The 13,248-nt window shown below is 33.7% G+C and carries 13 protein-coding genes; 5 read left to right on the top strand and 8 right to left on the bottom strand.

Annotation, left to right across the window (positions count from 1 at the left end; translation table 11 throughout):
• Nucleotides 1–351 precede the first annotated feature (351 nt).
• The 3 genes from hemG to EV697_RS08650 are packed head-to-tail and all read right to left on the bottom strand — an operon-like array spanning nt 352 to nt 2,952.
• Entirely contained in the window at nt 352–861 is a 510-nt protein-coding gene (gene hemG / locus EV697_RS08660; RefSeq protein ID WP_132024694.1) for a menaquinone-dependent protoporphyrinogen IX dehydrogenase, read from the bottom strand.
• Between the two features lie 2 nt (nt 862–863).
• Entirely contained in the window at nt 864–2,327 is a 1,464-nt protein-coding gene (locus EV697_RS08655) for a TrkH family potassium uptake protein (RefSeq protein ID WP_132024692.1), read from the bottom strand.
• 10 nt (nt 2,328–2,337) lie between these two features.
• The gene (locus EV697_RS08650) at nt 2,338–2,952 is read right to left on the bottom strand and encodes a YigZ family protein (protein WP_132024690.1); all 615 of its coding nucleotides are present in this window, start codon (nt 2,950–2,952) and stop codon (nt 2,338–2,340) included.
• 82 nt (nt 2,953–3,034) lie between these two features.
• Here EV697_RS08650 and tusA point away from each other — a divergent pair, with 82 nt between their 5' ends.
• Nucleotides 3,035–3,274, top strand: coding sequence for a sulfurtransferase TusA (tusA, locus tag EV697_RS08645; RefSeq protein ID WP_132024688.1), 240 nt, complete (start codon nt 3,035–3,037; stop codon nt 3,272–3,274).
• A gap of 9 nt (nt 3,275–3,283) precedes the next feature.
• Here tusA and EV697_RS08640 read toward each other — a convergent pair whose 3' ends face one another.
• Nucleotides 3,284–4,096 (bottom strand): Cof-type HAD-IIB family hydrolase, encoded by an 813-nt coding sequence (locus EV697_RS08640; protein WP_132024686.1) that lies wholly within the window; start codon nt 4,094–4,096, stop codon nt 3,284–3,286.
• Nucleotides 4,097–4,251: 155 nt separating this feature from the next.
• On the opposite strand from EV697_RS08640, the gene EV697_RS08635 reads away from it, so the two are divergent.
• Entirely contained in the window at nt 4,252–4,950 is a 699-nt protein-coding gene (locus EV697_RS08635) for an amidophosphoribosyltransferase (protein ID WP_132024684.1), read from the top strand.
• Nucleotides 4,951–5,033: 83 nt separating this feature from the next.
• A complete protein-coding gene (gene nfuA / locus EV697_RS08630) occupies nt 5,034–5,615 on the top strand; it encodes a Fe-S biogenesis protein NfuA (RefSeq protein WP_132024682.1) in 582 nt (193 codons plus the stop codon).
• A gap of 111 nt (nt 5,616–5,726) precedes the next feature.
• Here nfuA and EV697_RS08625 read toward each other — a convergent pair whose 3' ends face one another.
• The 3 genes from EV697_RS08625 to cysZ all read right to left on the bottom strand — a co-directional run bounded on the left by EV697_RS08625 (nt 5,727) and on the right by cysZ (nt 9,014).
• Nucleotides 5,727–6,950, bottom strand: a complete 1,224-nt coding sequence (locus tag EV697_RS08625) for an MFS transporter (protein ID WP_132024680.1) — start codon at nt 6,948–6,950, stop codon at nt 5,727–5,729.
• Nucleotides 6,951–7,120: 170 nt separating this feature from the next.
• The gene (gene cysK / locus EV697_RS08620) at nt 7,121–8,071 is read right to left on the bottom strand and encodes a cysteine synthase A (protein ID WP_132024678.1); all 951 of its coding nucleotides are present in this window, start codon (nt 8,069–8,071) and stop codon (nt 7,121–7,123) included.
• Between the two features lie 106 nt (nt 8,072–8,177).
• The gene (cysZ, locus tag EV697_RS08615) at nt 8,178–9,014 is read right to left on the bottom strand and encodes a sulfate transporter CysZ (RefSeq protein WP_132024676.1); all 837 of its coding nucleotides are present in this window, start codon (nt 9,012–9,014) and stop codon (nt 8,178–8,180) included.
• 167 nt (nt 9,015–9,181) lie between these two features.
• Between cysZ and zipA the strand changes: the two genes are divergently transcribed.
• Both zipA and ligA read left to right on the top strand, forming a co-directional pair.
• Nucleotides 9,182–10,237 (top strand): cell division protein ZipA, encoded by a 1,056-nt coding sequence (gene zipA / locus EV697_RS08610; RefSeq protein ID WP_132024674.1) that lies wholly within the window; start codon nt 9,182–9,184, stop codon nt 10,235–10,237.
• Nucleotides 10,238–10,312: 75 nt separating this feature from the next.
• Nucleotides 10,313–12,334 (top strand): NAD-dependent DNA ligase LigA, encoded by a 2,022-nt coding sequence (ligA, locus tag EV697_RS08605; RefSeq protein WP_132024671.1) that lies wholly within the window; start codon nt 10,313–10,315, stop codon nt 12,332–12,334.
• 61 nt (nt 12,335–12,395) lie between these two features.
• Here ligA and EV697_RS08600 read toward each other — a convergent pair whose 3' ends face one another.
• Nucleotides 12,396–13,172: a class I SAM-dependent methyltransferase gene (locus tag EV697_RS08600; protein WP_132024669.1), complete on the bottom strand. Its 777-nt coding sequence runs from the start codon at nt 13,170–13,172 to the stop codon at nt 12,396–12,398.
• Nucleotides 13,173–13,248 lie beyond the last annotated feature (76 nt).

Raw genomic sequence — 13,248 nt, 5'->3', positions numbered from 1 at the left:
TCAATCTGAGCCATGATCAAACTCTTCAATTTAAGTTCGATCGCTCAATAGCTGACATATAGTCATTCTTTTATGAATTTCTAGTTTGCACCTATTAAGACTTTTATAATTTAAATCATTTTTATAAAGTCAATCAACAAGTGCCCACACAGATTGTCTGATTAATTGTTAAAGAACAAAAAACGACACGAGCATTTTCTTCTGACAACGTCGTGTCGTTGTGGGGCGTATTATAGATATCTCATCAAACTTTGCAAGTACTTTTTTTTAAAAAGTTTAAAAAAATTAACTAAGTGATTAGTTTTCAATCTTTTATTAATTAACTTAACACTTTTTTCAAAAATTTTTGTATTATTTCGATCTTAGATGTTCAATAAATGCCGAAACTTTTTTCCAATCAGTATATTCAATTTCTTTCGTCGTATCAGTTTCACCACCAGTTAATTTCATAATAAACTGGATCATAATGCGATCAAACCATTTATAACGAGGATAAAGCAAGGCACCAGCGAATACACCAATTAGCATAGGTTTCCATTCTATACGTTGTAAAAACTTTCTAATATAAACATTAGTTTCTGGATTATCCTTTCCCTCTTTCCTCGCAGTTAAATTTACCCCAAAAAAAGCTGATTTCTTTTGAGATAATTCTGAATAATTATTTTCTATAAATTGATATAAATTTTTATCAAAATGCCCATAACGAATTGAAGCACCAATAACGATATGAGTAAAATCTGATAAGTCAACAGGCTCTAGAACTGAAGTTACAACCGTATCTGATGATAATTGTTGAGCCATAAACTCAGCAATTTTTTTTGTTTGACCATCACAACTGGAATATAAAATGACTACCTTCATACTTACACCTTCCAAAAAGCTGGACTAAATAATGCGAGCAGAGCAAAAATCTCTAAACGCCCACAAACCATAGCAAAAGTTAAAATCCATTTACCACTATCTGGAATGGCTATCATATTACCACTTACCACCCCTAAACCTGGACCTAAATTATTTAAGCAAGCTAAAACGGCATTGAAAGCATCAAAAGGGGCTACTCCAGAGGCAATAACTGCTAATAAACAAAAAATGAATACTAATAAATAAGCCGCAAAAAAAGCCCAAATACTTCCAATAACAGATTCATCTAATAGTTTATTTCCCCATTTTATTGGATAAATTAAATTAGGATGAACAACTCGTTTTAATTCCCTCTTACCTTGTAAATATAAAACTAATATTCTTGCCACTCTCAAACCGCCACCAACAGATCCAGCACACCCACCCGCAAATGAGGCAAGAACTAATAACATCGGAATAAATGAAGGCCAAGAGGCAAAATCTGAAGTACTATACCCTGTAGTAGTAGAAATAGAAACAACTTGAAAAATAACTTGCTCTATTGTTTCAAAGGTGTTTGAAAAATAATTTTCACTCAGTAAAACTATAGAACTAATAACAATTAGACTCACTTGAATTTTAATAAAAAATAAAAATTCAGGATCCCTTAAATAAATTTTAAATAAATTACCCTTTCCTAGTACAGAAAAAGCCCGAAAGTGTAAAGCAAAATTACAAGCTGATATCAATATAAATCCAGCAGTTATCATATTAATAGTTGGGCTGTTAAAATAGCCAATACTTGCATCATGAGTCGAGAATCCACCAATTGATACCGTTGAAAAACTATGAGTTATCGCATCAAACACATCCATTCCTGCTAACCAATAAAAAAATGCACAAGACACGGTTAAGAAAGAATAAATAAACCATAAAATTTTAGCGGCTTCTGCAATTCTTGGCTTAATTTTTTGCTCTTTCATTGGTCCAGACATTTCTGCTCTATATAGTTGCATCCCGCCAATCCCTAAAAGAGGAATAATGGCGATTGCTAATACAATAATACCCATTCCACCTAGCCATTGTAAAAACTGTCGATAAAATAAAATCGCTTTAGGTAATGTATCTAAACCAACAATAGTTGTAGCACCTGTCGTAGTTAAGCCTGAAAATGCTTCAAAAAAAGCAGAACTAATGGTTAAATTAGGCTGATCAAAAAGAAGAAAAGGTAAGGTCGCCAAGCTTCCAAGAACAAGCCAAAATGCGGCAACAATTAAAAATCCTTCTCGAGAACGTAATTCGTGCTTATGATTATGACAACTCCACCAAAGTACTGTACCAACACTTAAAGTGATAGCAAAAGTCTGCATAAATGCTTTTCCACCACCGTCACCATATAACAGAGCGATACCCGCAGGAATTAACATTGTAGCGGAAAAGCTCATCACTAATATCCCAACAATTCGTAAAATAGATAAAATATGCACAATTTCTCTCTTATTCTTTTGTAGTTAAATTCAACATTCCAGAAGATCGGTCAATTAATTCTTGAGTAAATGGGTCTAGTTTATCATCACTAATAGCCAACTCAAACTGCACCTTTTCTTGAAAAGATTGCGAATAAATTACAATATTATATTTTTCATAAAGTATTTGTAACCAATTTATTTGATCATAATTACAATCAAGTAAATATTGCTTTCGCTCTACTTTAATTTCTGTTTCAAGTTTTTCCAAAGCTTGCTTAACGCCGTTCCCATAGGCTTTAACTAATCCCCCTGTACCAAGAAGAATGCCACCATAATAGCGAACAACAACCGCACTAATTTCACCGATACCACTACCTAGTAATATATTTAACATAGGCTTGCCAGCTGTACCTGCAGGCTCACCATCATCGGAAAATCCTAAAGCTTGAAAATTATTTGGCTGCTCAGATACCGTTGCCCAACAATAATGACGTGCATTAGGATGTAAGTCTCGGATTTCTTGCCAAAATGCTTTTGCTTCAGCAAGCCCTTTAGTATGCTTCAGATAAGTAATAAAACGGCTTTTTTTAATTTCTTCTTCAAAAAGAACCGCACTTTCACTTTTCGGTATAGGATATTCCATGTATTCTTTTAAGTTATCACTTTGACCATTAACTAATAGTAAAGTATTATACGCAAAAATATTAGTTAACTAAAAAATAAAAATGAATAACATCAACATCGATCAAACTTTAGATACATTAGGGTTACGTTGCCCTGAACCTGTAATGTTAGTTAGAAAAACTATTCGTTATATGGAAACAGGACAAATACTATTAATCATTGCAGATGATCCAGCTACAACGAGAGATATTCCAAGTTTTTGCCAGTTTATGGAACATACACTTTTAGCTACGCAAACAGAAAAAAGCCCGTTTCAATACTGGATTAAAAAGGGCAACTAGGTAATATCATTAGTCAATTAATTTAGATTTTACCAAAAAATTATAAATGCCATCTTCTTCTATGTGATCAGTAACATGTGTCGCAACTTGTTTTAATTCTTCGCGTGCGTTTCCCATCGCTACCCCAACACCAACAGAACTCAGCATTTCTAAATCATTAAGCCCATCTCCAAATGCCATTACATTGTCCATTGTCAATCCTAAATGATTCACAACCAGCTCAATACCTCTAGCCTTTGAACCATTAACATCCAAAATATCAACCGAATCCTTATGCCAACGAACGACTTTCAATCCCTCTAAAATATTCGCATTTTTAACCAAATCATCCTTAGTTTCATCATAAAAAGCCAGCAACTGTAATACATTATGTTGTTGATAATAATCTTTATCTATACTGTATTCTGTTGTAATTGGATCCAATGCATTTTTTAATTTATGACTTGCTTCAGAAACAAAAATATTATGATTCACTACCTGTGCATAATTAATTTTCTGTGAATCACAAAAGCCAATGACTCTTTTCAATTGATCGATAGAAATGGAATTATTTTCCAGTACACATCCTTGATACTCAACATACTGCCCATTAATCGTGACAAAAATATCAATATCCAGAACATCAACTATCTCATTTAACTTTTTCGGAAAACTAAAACGGGCTCGACCAGTAGCAATGCCCACTAATACACCCGCTTTTTTTAACTTTTGAATAGCTAAAAATGTACTTTCCGGTAAGTAATCTTTTTCCTTTAAAAATAAGGTTTCATCAATATCAAAAAAAACAATTTTGATTTTTTCTTTGTAATTAGGTACAACCATTAAATATCCTTTTTATTTTATATTCATAATTTCCTAGAAGATTCTATCATCTTTACGATGTAGATCGATAAATCAATATCAATATTTTGTTATCTTTTCATTAAATGAATAGCATTGAAGCTAGTAAAAAATATCCTTACTTGGAAAATAATAAAATGAATCTACTTAATAATCGCTGTATTTTATGTAAGTCTATTCTAGCAATAGCGAGCCATGGATTATGTAGTCAATGTAATCACTCTATTAAGCGGTTTATTTATTGTAATCATTGTGGATCAACATTAGCACATTACGCCAAAACTTGCGGTTTCTGCTTACAAAGTGGCTTTTATTGGAACAATATGATTTTAGTAGGAAAATATATTCCACCATTATCTGATCTCATTCATCAATTTAAATTCCAAAATAAATTCTGGCTAGACAGAACTTTAGCACGTTTACTACTTTTAGAGATCTATCAATCAAAAAGAATTTATCAAAATCCCTTACCACAAGTGTTAATACCTGTACCATTACATCATAAACGTCATTGGCAAAGGGGTTATAATCAATCTGCACTTTTAGGAAAATGTCTTGCTAAATGGTTAAATATTCCTCTAGAAGAAAATTTAATCATTCGCTCAAAACACACAGAAACCCAACGTGGATTAAATAGTAAAAAAAGAAAGAAGAATATAAAAAATGCGTTTAGCTTTGACCAAGAAATATTAAATAAATGGCAAAAGTGCGGTTATAAATCAGTTGCAATTATTGATGATGTCATAACAACAGGAGCAACAGTCAATGAAATAGCTAAGCTACTACATCAATCAAATATAAATGCAATTCAAATATGGGGACTAGCAAGAACATAAATAAAGGTGGAAAAAAAACTCATCTAGCGTTATTATTTCCGACTATTCATCTCAAGTATTACATTTATATTTTAGGAAAATTTATGCAAATTATGATTTCAGAGAGTGCCCAAGCACATTTTCGTAAACTGCTCGATCAACAAGAAGAAGGCACGAATATCAGAATTTTTGTGGTTCATCCTGGAACTCCTTCAGCAGAATGTGGTGTCTCTTATTGCCCCCCTAATGCCGTTGAAGTGACAGACACAGAAATAAAATACAGTAATTTCTCTGCATTTGTTGATGAAATAAGTTTACCTTTTTTAGAAGATGCCGAAATTGATTATGTTACGGAAGAATTAGGTACACAACTTACTCTCAAGGCTCCCAATGCCAAAATGCGCAAAGTCGCAGATGATGCACCTTTAATAGAAAGAGTTGAATATGTTATTCAAACACAAATTAACCCTCAATTAGCAGGGCACGGTGGACACATAACCTTAATTGAAATTACCGAAGATGGTAATGCTATCTTACAATTTGGTGGCGGTTGTAACGGCTGCTCAATGGTTGATGTAACATTAAAAGATGGTATTGAGAAACAATTAATTGGATTATTTCCCAATGAGTTGAAAGGTGCAAAAGATATTACAGAGCATCAACGTGGTGAACATTCCTACTACTAAATAAATATCTCGCTCTAAAAAAGATGCGGTAAGGCGGTAAGAAAGTTAACTAAAAAATTATCATCTTAAATACCGCACTTTTTCTTAAAATGCTATAGCAAATAATATGGTTTAAAAAAGCTCTTTTCCTTTTAATTCAGGAACTAAGAAGATCGTTGCAATCATATCTATTACATAAATCAAAGATAAAAATGCAATCGCCAATGAGAATGAATAAGCTGAAACCACTGCACCAACCACCACAGGTCCAAATCCACCGACCGCTCGCCCTAAATTAAACAACACATTTTGTGCTGTTGCACGAGCTTCTGTGGGATAAGCTTCTGCCATTAACGCTCCATATCCGCCCATCATACCATTTACAAACATACCTAAAAATGCACCTGCAATAAGCATAATATTAGGATCTTTTAATTGTGAGTAAACAACAATACTAATAACCGCACCAGCTTGGAATAATAAAAAGCTTGGTTTTCGACCAAATCTATCTGCCAAACGACCAAACACCCAAATGCCAAACATCATTCCACAAACAGTAATAGCAGTCCAAACACCTGATTTTGTTAAACTAAACCCTAATTGTTTTGATAAGAAATTAGGCATCCAAATCATAATCCCATAATATCCAAAGTTTTGTACCGAAGTTAAAATCACAACACCTAAGCTCACTTTGGCTGTTGCTTTATCTTTTACTAGTAATTTGAATGCTTCAAGTTTTGAGGATTTATTTGATGAAGCTTTTATTAATTCTTGTTTTTTAATAAATACATCAGGCTCATGTAATTTTGCACGTAAGTACCATGCCACAAAAGCAGGAAAAATACCGACTAAAAACATACCTCGCCAACCAATAATTGGTAATAACAACGGGGTTAACAAAGCAGCAGCTAACACACCAACTTGCCAGCCTAATGCCACATAGGAGGCTGCTTTTGCACGGTGTTTGGCTGGCCATGCTTCTGCCGCAAGAGCCATTCCAATACCAAATTCACCACCCAAACCAATGCCAGCAATAGTTCGATAAATAAGTAAATCCCAATAACCTTGAGCAAAGGCACATAACCCTGTGAATACCGCAAATAATACTATTGTCCAAGTCAACACTCTCACTCGTCCATAACGATCACTCAGTGCACCAAAAATAATACCACCTAAAACTGCACCAATTAATGTCCAAGTCACTAATGAACCCGCTTGCGTAGGAGATAAAGCAAGATCTGCTGAAATTGCCGTTAACATAAATCCAAGAATGAGAAGATCGAATCCATCCATTGCATAACCAACAGCAGATCCTAATAAGGCTTTCCAGCCATAACGATTAACATTGTCTGTCATAAGATATCCTTTTACTACTCACAGGTAGTGTTTAAAGAGTTAAAGAAATGATGATTTAAAAATCGCAGATATTCTAATTCTCTTAACTTTCTTTATCAATAAAAAAACCTATTTCTATACAGAAATAGGTTTAAAATTTAGAAGAAAAAATATTTTTATATAAAATTAGATTAACCGTCTATTCCCTCAAATAAACCTGTACTTAAATAACGTTCTGAAGCGGAAGGTAATACAACTACAATTAACTTGTCTGAAAACTCAGGACGTTTAGCAATACGATCCGCTACCGCTACCGCCGCACCAGAAGAAATACCAGCGAGAATCCCCTCTTCTGACATCAAACGACGAGCAATAGCTATTGCAGTTTCACTATCAACTGTTTCAACAAGATCGATCAATGATAGATCTAAATTCTTAGGAATAAAACCAGCTCCGATCCCTTGAATTTTATGAGGTGCAGGTTTTATCTCTTCTCCAGCGAGAGTTTGAGTAATCACAGGCGACTCTGCAGGCTCTACTGCGACAGAAATTATTTGTTTACCTTGATCTTGTTTTAAATAACGACTAATTCCAGTAATTGTTCCACCTGTTCCAACACCTGCAACAATCACATCAACCTTTCCATCAGTATCATTCCAAATTTCAGGGCCTGTCGTCTGTTGATGAATAGCTGGATTAGCAGGGTTTTCAAATTGTTTTAACGTTACATAATGATTAGGATTGGAGCGAGCAATTTCTTCTGCCTTTTCAATCGCACCTCTCATTCCTTTTGCACCCTCAGTCAAAACAAGATTTACCCCAAGTCCACGTAATAAACGCTTACGCTCAAGGCTCATAGTTTCAGGCATAGTTAACGTAATGCTATATCCTCTTGCAGCAGCAACATAGGCTAATGCAATTCCAGTATTACCACTGGTGGCATCAACAATTTCTTTTCCCTTACCTAATAATCCATCTTTCTCTGCCTGCCAAATCATATTTGCACCAATACGGCATTTCACACTAAAGCTAGGATTACGGCCTTCAATTTTGGCAATAATATTACCATTTATACCAAAATTTTTTAAACGTACCAACGGTGTTTTACCAACTGAGTATGAATTATCAGAATAAATATTCATTATATTTTCCTTTTTATGAATTTATTAAGTACCTTAACTTGTGCTAGTTTTAGCACAATTTTTAATAATAGAAAAATAACGATTTAATCTATCCTATAACTAAATACTATTTAATATCCATTGAATTCGGGTAGTTCATCGTTCTACCAGAAATACCCTTAGAGGTTGAGTTATTATGAGTTTTTGTATCAAAATCAAATTTAAAAACATCACGATATTCACTCACCCACATTGCGGTAGCACCACATACAGCCACAGGAATAATTAACAAATTAATAAAAGGTACAAAAGTACAAACAGTTACCAAGGTTCCAAAAGTTAAATTTAAGGTTCTTTTTGAGGCTAATTCTGCTTTCATTACAGAAAATGGGATTTTATGGTTATCAAAAGGATAATCACAATACTGAATTGCCATCATCCAAACAGTAAATAAAAATGCAACAATAGGAATAATGGTCTGCCCAAGGACTGGAACAAATCCTAATAAAAATAAAAATATAATTTTAGGTAAGCTATATAGTAGTTTTTGTAATTCTCGCCCTAACATTCTTGGAATATCTTTTATAAATTCAGTAAAACTAACATCAATCAAATTTTCACCTGTTAGTTTTTTTTCTACTTTTTCTGCCAATAACCCATTAAAAGGTGCCGCAATAAATCCAGATAAAGTTACAAATGTAAAATAAAATAATGTTAAGATCATTAAAATAGAGAATATGAGTAAAATACCACTCAACCAGTCTAACCAACTAGGAATATAATTCATTACAATTTCAAGATAACTATTCACTTTTGAAATAAATAGCCATAATAATCCACTCAGTAATAAAATATTTAATAAAATAGGCATAATAACAAAACGTCGTAACCCTTTCTGGGTTAACAAATGCCACCCAACAATAAAATAATGAAACCCTCGTTTCAATTCTTCTATATTCAACATAACAAATTCCTAAAATTAATATTTAACGATAGAATACAAATAAGCGGTGAATAAAACAATAGGCACAAAAAAGCAATTTTAAAATATCACTAAATGATTAAAAATATGATAAGCTAATACATTGTTGAGTTGTTGTTATATATTATCGCTAGTGGGAGTTATAACTAATGGATTTAAATACAATTTTAATTATATTGGGTATTGTGGCACTTATATTATTAATTGTACATGGCATCTGGTCTAACAGAAAAGAAAAGTCGCAATACTTTCAAAATGAAAAGACATTCACTCAATCTGCTCGTATTCGAGAGCCCCAGGAACTTTCTCATAATATACATTCAGAATCTGTTACAGAAGAAATTACGGAACTAGAATCAAAACAACATTCTCTTGATTTTGATAATGAAACACATCTAAATACAACTAGAGCACAACATCTTGAACAAGAAATAGATAAAATCAAAATCACTTTACCAAAATCTTCATCTAAACAAGTTAATACGCCTATTGAATCATCTCATTATGATATTTCTCAGTTAACAAATGCAAGTATTACAGAAATTGAATATAGTGCTGATCCAGAAGAAGGTATTAATTCATCTTCACCTGAAATTAGAGAGCAACTATCTAAAATAGCACAAGATCATATTGCCTCAGAAGATAAAATAGAATATCCAATGTATTCAAGACCAAAACCACAATATAAAACGGAACAATCGGTAATATCATTACCTACCGACACAAAAGAGAAATCGGTAGAAACAGATAGTAATATAATGCAAGAAAAACAATCTGAACAAGTGAATTCAGAAGATAGTAATATTGAAGGAAACTTTATTATGCTATATGTGGTGGCGCCTGAAAATAGAGAATTTAATGGTGCTAATATTGCTCAAGTGCTTGATGATTTAGGTTTTATTTACGGAGAGAAACAAATTTATCATCGCCACTTAGATCTAAGTATTACTAGCCCTATTCTTTTTAGTGTCGCAAATATTCAACAACCCGGCACATTTGATCCTGACAATATGGTTGATTTCTATACTATTGGTCTTGCCGTATTTATGCAATTACCATCTTATGGAAATGATTTAGCTAACTTAAGATTAATGATTAGAGCAACGAAAACAATTGCAGAAGAACTAAATGGTTTTGTACTCACAGATAAACAAGAAATTTTTACAGATGAAGTAGAACAAGACTATCTAAACCGAGTAGCATAATTATAAAAAAATGACTTTATTTATAACCGCACTTTTAACCATAAAGTGCGGTTGTTTTTACAATAGAAAAAAACAATGCAAACTGAAATCGAAAAACAAATTAACGAATTAAGAAAAACATTACGTTACCACGAATATCAATATCATATCTTAGATAACCCCGTTATCCCAGATAGTGAATATGATCGTTTATTTCATCAACTAAAAACATTAGAACAAACATATCCAGAACTGGTTACAGAAGACTCCCCCACACAACGTGTAGGCGCTAAACCACTTGATGGATTTGAGCAAGTAAAACACGAAATCCCAATGCTTTCCTTGGATAATGCTTTTTCAGATGAAGAATTTACTGCTTTTGTAAAACGTATTCAGGATCGCTTAATTATCTTACCTAATCCATTAACCTTTTGCTGTGAGCCTAAGTTAGATGGCTTAGCGGTGAGTATTTTGTATGTAAATGGACGTTTAAGCCAAGCGGCTACAAGAGGTGATGGATCTATTGGTGAAGATATTACTAGTAATATTCGAACAATTAGAAATATTCCTTTGCAATTATTAATGGAAAACCCGCCAGCTCGTTTAGAAGTGCGTGGTGAAGTTTTTATGCCACAAGCTGGCTTTGAAAAATTAAATGAAATAGCGTTAGCAAAAGGCGAAAAAACATTTGCAAACCCAAGAAATGCGGCGGCTGGTTCATTGCGTCAACTTGACCCTAAAATTACCAGTCAACGACCTTTAATGTTAAATGCTTACAGTATCGGTATTGCTGAAGGTGTTCAATTACCTAACACTCACTTTGAACGATTACAGTGGTTAAAATCTATTGGTATTCCGATCAATAAAGAAATTCAAGTTTGTGAAGGAATTGAAAATGTTCTAAATTTCTACCGCACTATTGGCGAAAAACGCAATACTCTTGGTTATGATATTGATGGTACTGTATTAAAAATTAATGATATTACCTTACAAGAAGAGCTCGGTTTTATCTCAAAAGCACCACGTTGGGCAATAGCGTATAAATTCCCAGCACAAGAAGAATTGACAATTCTTAATGATGTTGAATTTCAAGTGGGCAGAACAGGAGCGATTACTCCTGTAGCCAAATTACAACCCGTTTTTATAGCTGGTGTAACAGTAAGTAATGCAACATTGCATAATGGCGATGAAATCGCACGTTTAGATATTGCTATTGGCGATACCGTTATTATTCGCCGAGCTGGCGATGTTATTCCTCAAATTATTGGCGTGCTACACGACCGTCGCCCTGTTAATGCTAAACCGATTATTTTCCCAAGTCGTTGCCCTGTCTGTGATTCAGTCATTACAAGAATTGAAGGGGAAGCGGTTGCTCGCTGTACAGGAGGACTAATTTGTGCAGCACAACGAAAAGAAGCACTGAAACACTTTGTTTCTCGTAAGGCAATGGATATTGATGGCATTGGTGCAAAATTAATTGAACAGCTGGTTGATCGTGAAAAAATTCATACTCCTGCCGATTTATTCAAACTCGATATGGAAACCTTAGTTCGTTTAGAGCGAATGGGTCCTAAATCCGCTGAAAATGCACTGAATAGCTTAGAAAAAGCAAAAAACACCACTTTAGCTCGTTTTATTTTTGCCCTTGGTATCAGAGAAGTCGGCGAAGCAACAGCATTAAATTTAGCAAACTATTTTAAAAATTTAGATGCATTAAAAACAGCAACCATTGAACAACTACAAGAAGTGCAAGATGTCGGTGAAGTGGTTGCCAATCGTATTTATATTTTCTGGAGAGAGCCCCATAATGTAGCTGTAGTAGAAGATCTTATTTCTCAGGGAATACGTTGGCAAGATGTTGAAGTAAAAGAAATCAGCGAAAATCCACTAAAAAATAAAACCGTAGTTCTAACTGGTACTCTCAATCAAATGACAAGAACTGAAGCCAAAGAAATCTTATTGCAGCTTGGTTGTAAAGTCAGTGGTAGCGTTTCCAGTAAAACAGATTATGTTATCGTTGGCGAAAGTGCGGGCTCTAAGCTAACAAAAGCAACTGATCTTGGTATAAAAATCTTAACAGAAGAAGAATTTATTGCATTAATTCGACAATATAGTTAATAAATTAAACTTTGACTTTAAAGGTAGCTATTGCTACCTTTTTTATTACCGTGAAATTCTATTAAACTTGTGTTGAATAAATATCAAAGCGGTGATTTTTAGTTTCTCGGCTAAAGTGCGGTGCTTTTTTTCCGAGAAACCCCGCATAATAGGGACGTTTCACGACCACTCGCTTTTGGGCTAATTTTAATGCGGGTTCTAGCAAATCATCGGCATCTAAATCAGCCCCAACCAAATGTTGAAATACTCGCATTTCTTTTTTCACTAATGCACTTTTTTGTTTATGAGGATACATTGGGTCAAGGTAAACCACATCAGCAAAATCCATTTTTATGTCTAACTCTGAAATATGATGATTAGGTAATAATTGCATATTTTTTCGCATAAAATCACCAATTTCTACATCAGCATAAGCTCTTTTCAAACCGTCTTGTAATAATAAATAAACAATAGGGTTACGTTCTACTAAACGCACGCAACAGCCTAAACTCGCTAATACAAAGGCATCTCGTCCTAATCCTGCGGTTGCATCAATAATTGTTGGTAAATAATCTTTCTTAATACCAACTGCTTTTGCAATAGCTTCCCCACGACCACCACCAAATTTACGACGATGAGCCATTGTTCCTTGAACAAAATCCACATAAACAGCACCAAGCTTAGGCTCATCCAATTTACGTAACTCTAAACGTTCAATTCCCTTTTCATCGTAAGCCTGAACTAAAGCTAAATAACTCTCAGAATGATGAATTAGTCCTTGAGATTCACAAAGTGCGGTAAAATTTTCGCTATTTTCTGTTTCACAGATTAATTGAATTGCTATTTTTTGATCAACCATAATTTTCACTATTATTTTAATATTTATAACTCTTCTTTATTTTACTCAACACTTTCTTGTTTTACTCAACACTTCT

It is taken from the genome of Bisgaardia hudsonensis (genome assembly GCF_004345785.1).
In the GTDB taxonomy this organism is placed as follows: domain Bacteria; phylum Pseudomonadota; class Gammaproteobacteria; order Enterobacterales; family Pasteurellaceae; genus Bisgaardia; species Bisgaardia hudsonensis.
Note: the sequence above shows the minus strand (reverse complement) of the source record. Positions and strands in the feature narration are given on the sequence as shown.

What these genes read in the sequence shown, in the direction of transcription:
- hemG (WP_132024694.1), bottom strand. Translation starts at nt 861, where the DNA reads ATGAAGGTAGTCATTTTATATTCCAGTTGTGATGGTCAAACAAAAAAA.
- EV697_RS08650 (WP_132024690.1), bottom strand. Translation starts at nt 2,952, where the DNA reads ATGGAATATCCTATACCGAAAAGTGAAAGTGCGGTTCTTTTTGAAGAA.
- tusA (WP_132024688.1), top strand. Translation starts at nt 3,035, where the DNA reads ATGAATAACATCAACATCGATCAAACTTTAGATACATTAGGGTTACGT.
- EV697_RS08640 (WP_132024686.1), bottom strand. Translation starts at nt 4,096, where the DNA reads ATGGTTGTACCTAATTACAAAGAAAAAATCAAAATTGTTTTTTTTGAT.
- EV697_RS08635 (WP_132024684.1), top strand. Translation starts at nt 4,252, where the DNA reads ATGAATCTACTTAATAATCGCTGTATTTTATGTAAGTCTATTCTAGCA.
- nfuA (WP_132024682.1), top strand. Translation starts at nt 5,034, where the DNA reads ATGCAAATTATGATTTCAGAGAGTGCCCAAGCACATTTTCGTAAACTG.
- EV697_RS08625 (WP_132024680.1), bottom strand. Translation starts at nt 6,950, where the DNA reads ATGACAGACAATGTTAATCGTTATGGCTGGAAAGCCTTATTAGGATCT.
- cysK (WP_132024678.1), bottom strand. Translation starts at nt 8,071, where the DNA reads ATGAATATTTATTCTGATAATTCATACTCAGTTGGTAAAACACCGTTG.
- cysZ (WP_132024676.1), bottom strand. Translation starts at nt 9,014, where the DNA reads ATGTTGAATATAGAAGAATTGAAACGAGGGTTTCATTATTTTATTGTT.
- zipA (WP_132024674.1), top strand. Translation starts at nt 9,182, where the DNA reads ATGGATTTAAATACAATTTTAATTATATTGGGTATTGTGGCACTTATA.
- ligA (WP_132024671.1), top strand. Translation starts at nt 10,313, where the DNA reads ATGCAAACTGAAATCGAAAAACAAATTAACGAATTAAGAAAAACATTA.
- EV697_RS08600 (WP_132024669.1), bottom strand. Translation starts at nt 13,172, where the DNA reads ATGGTTGATCAAAAAATAGCAATTCAATTAATCTGTGAAACAGAAAAT.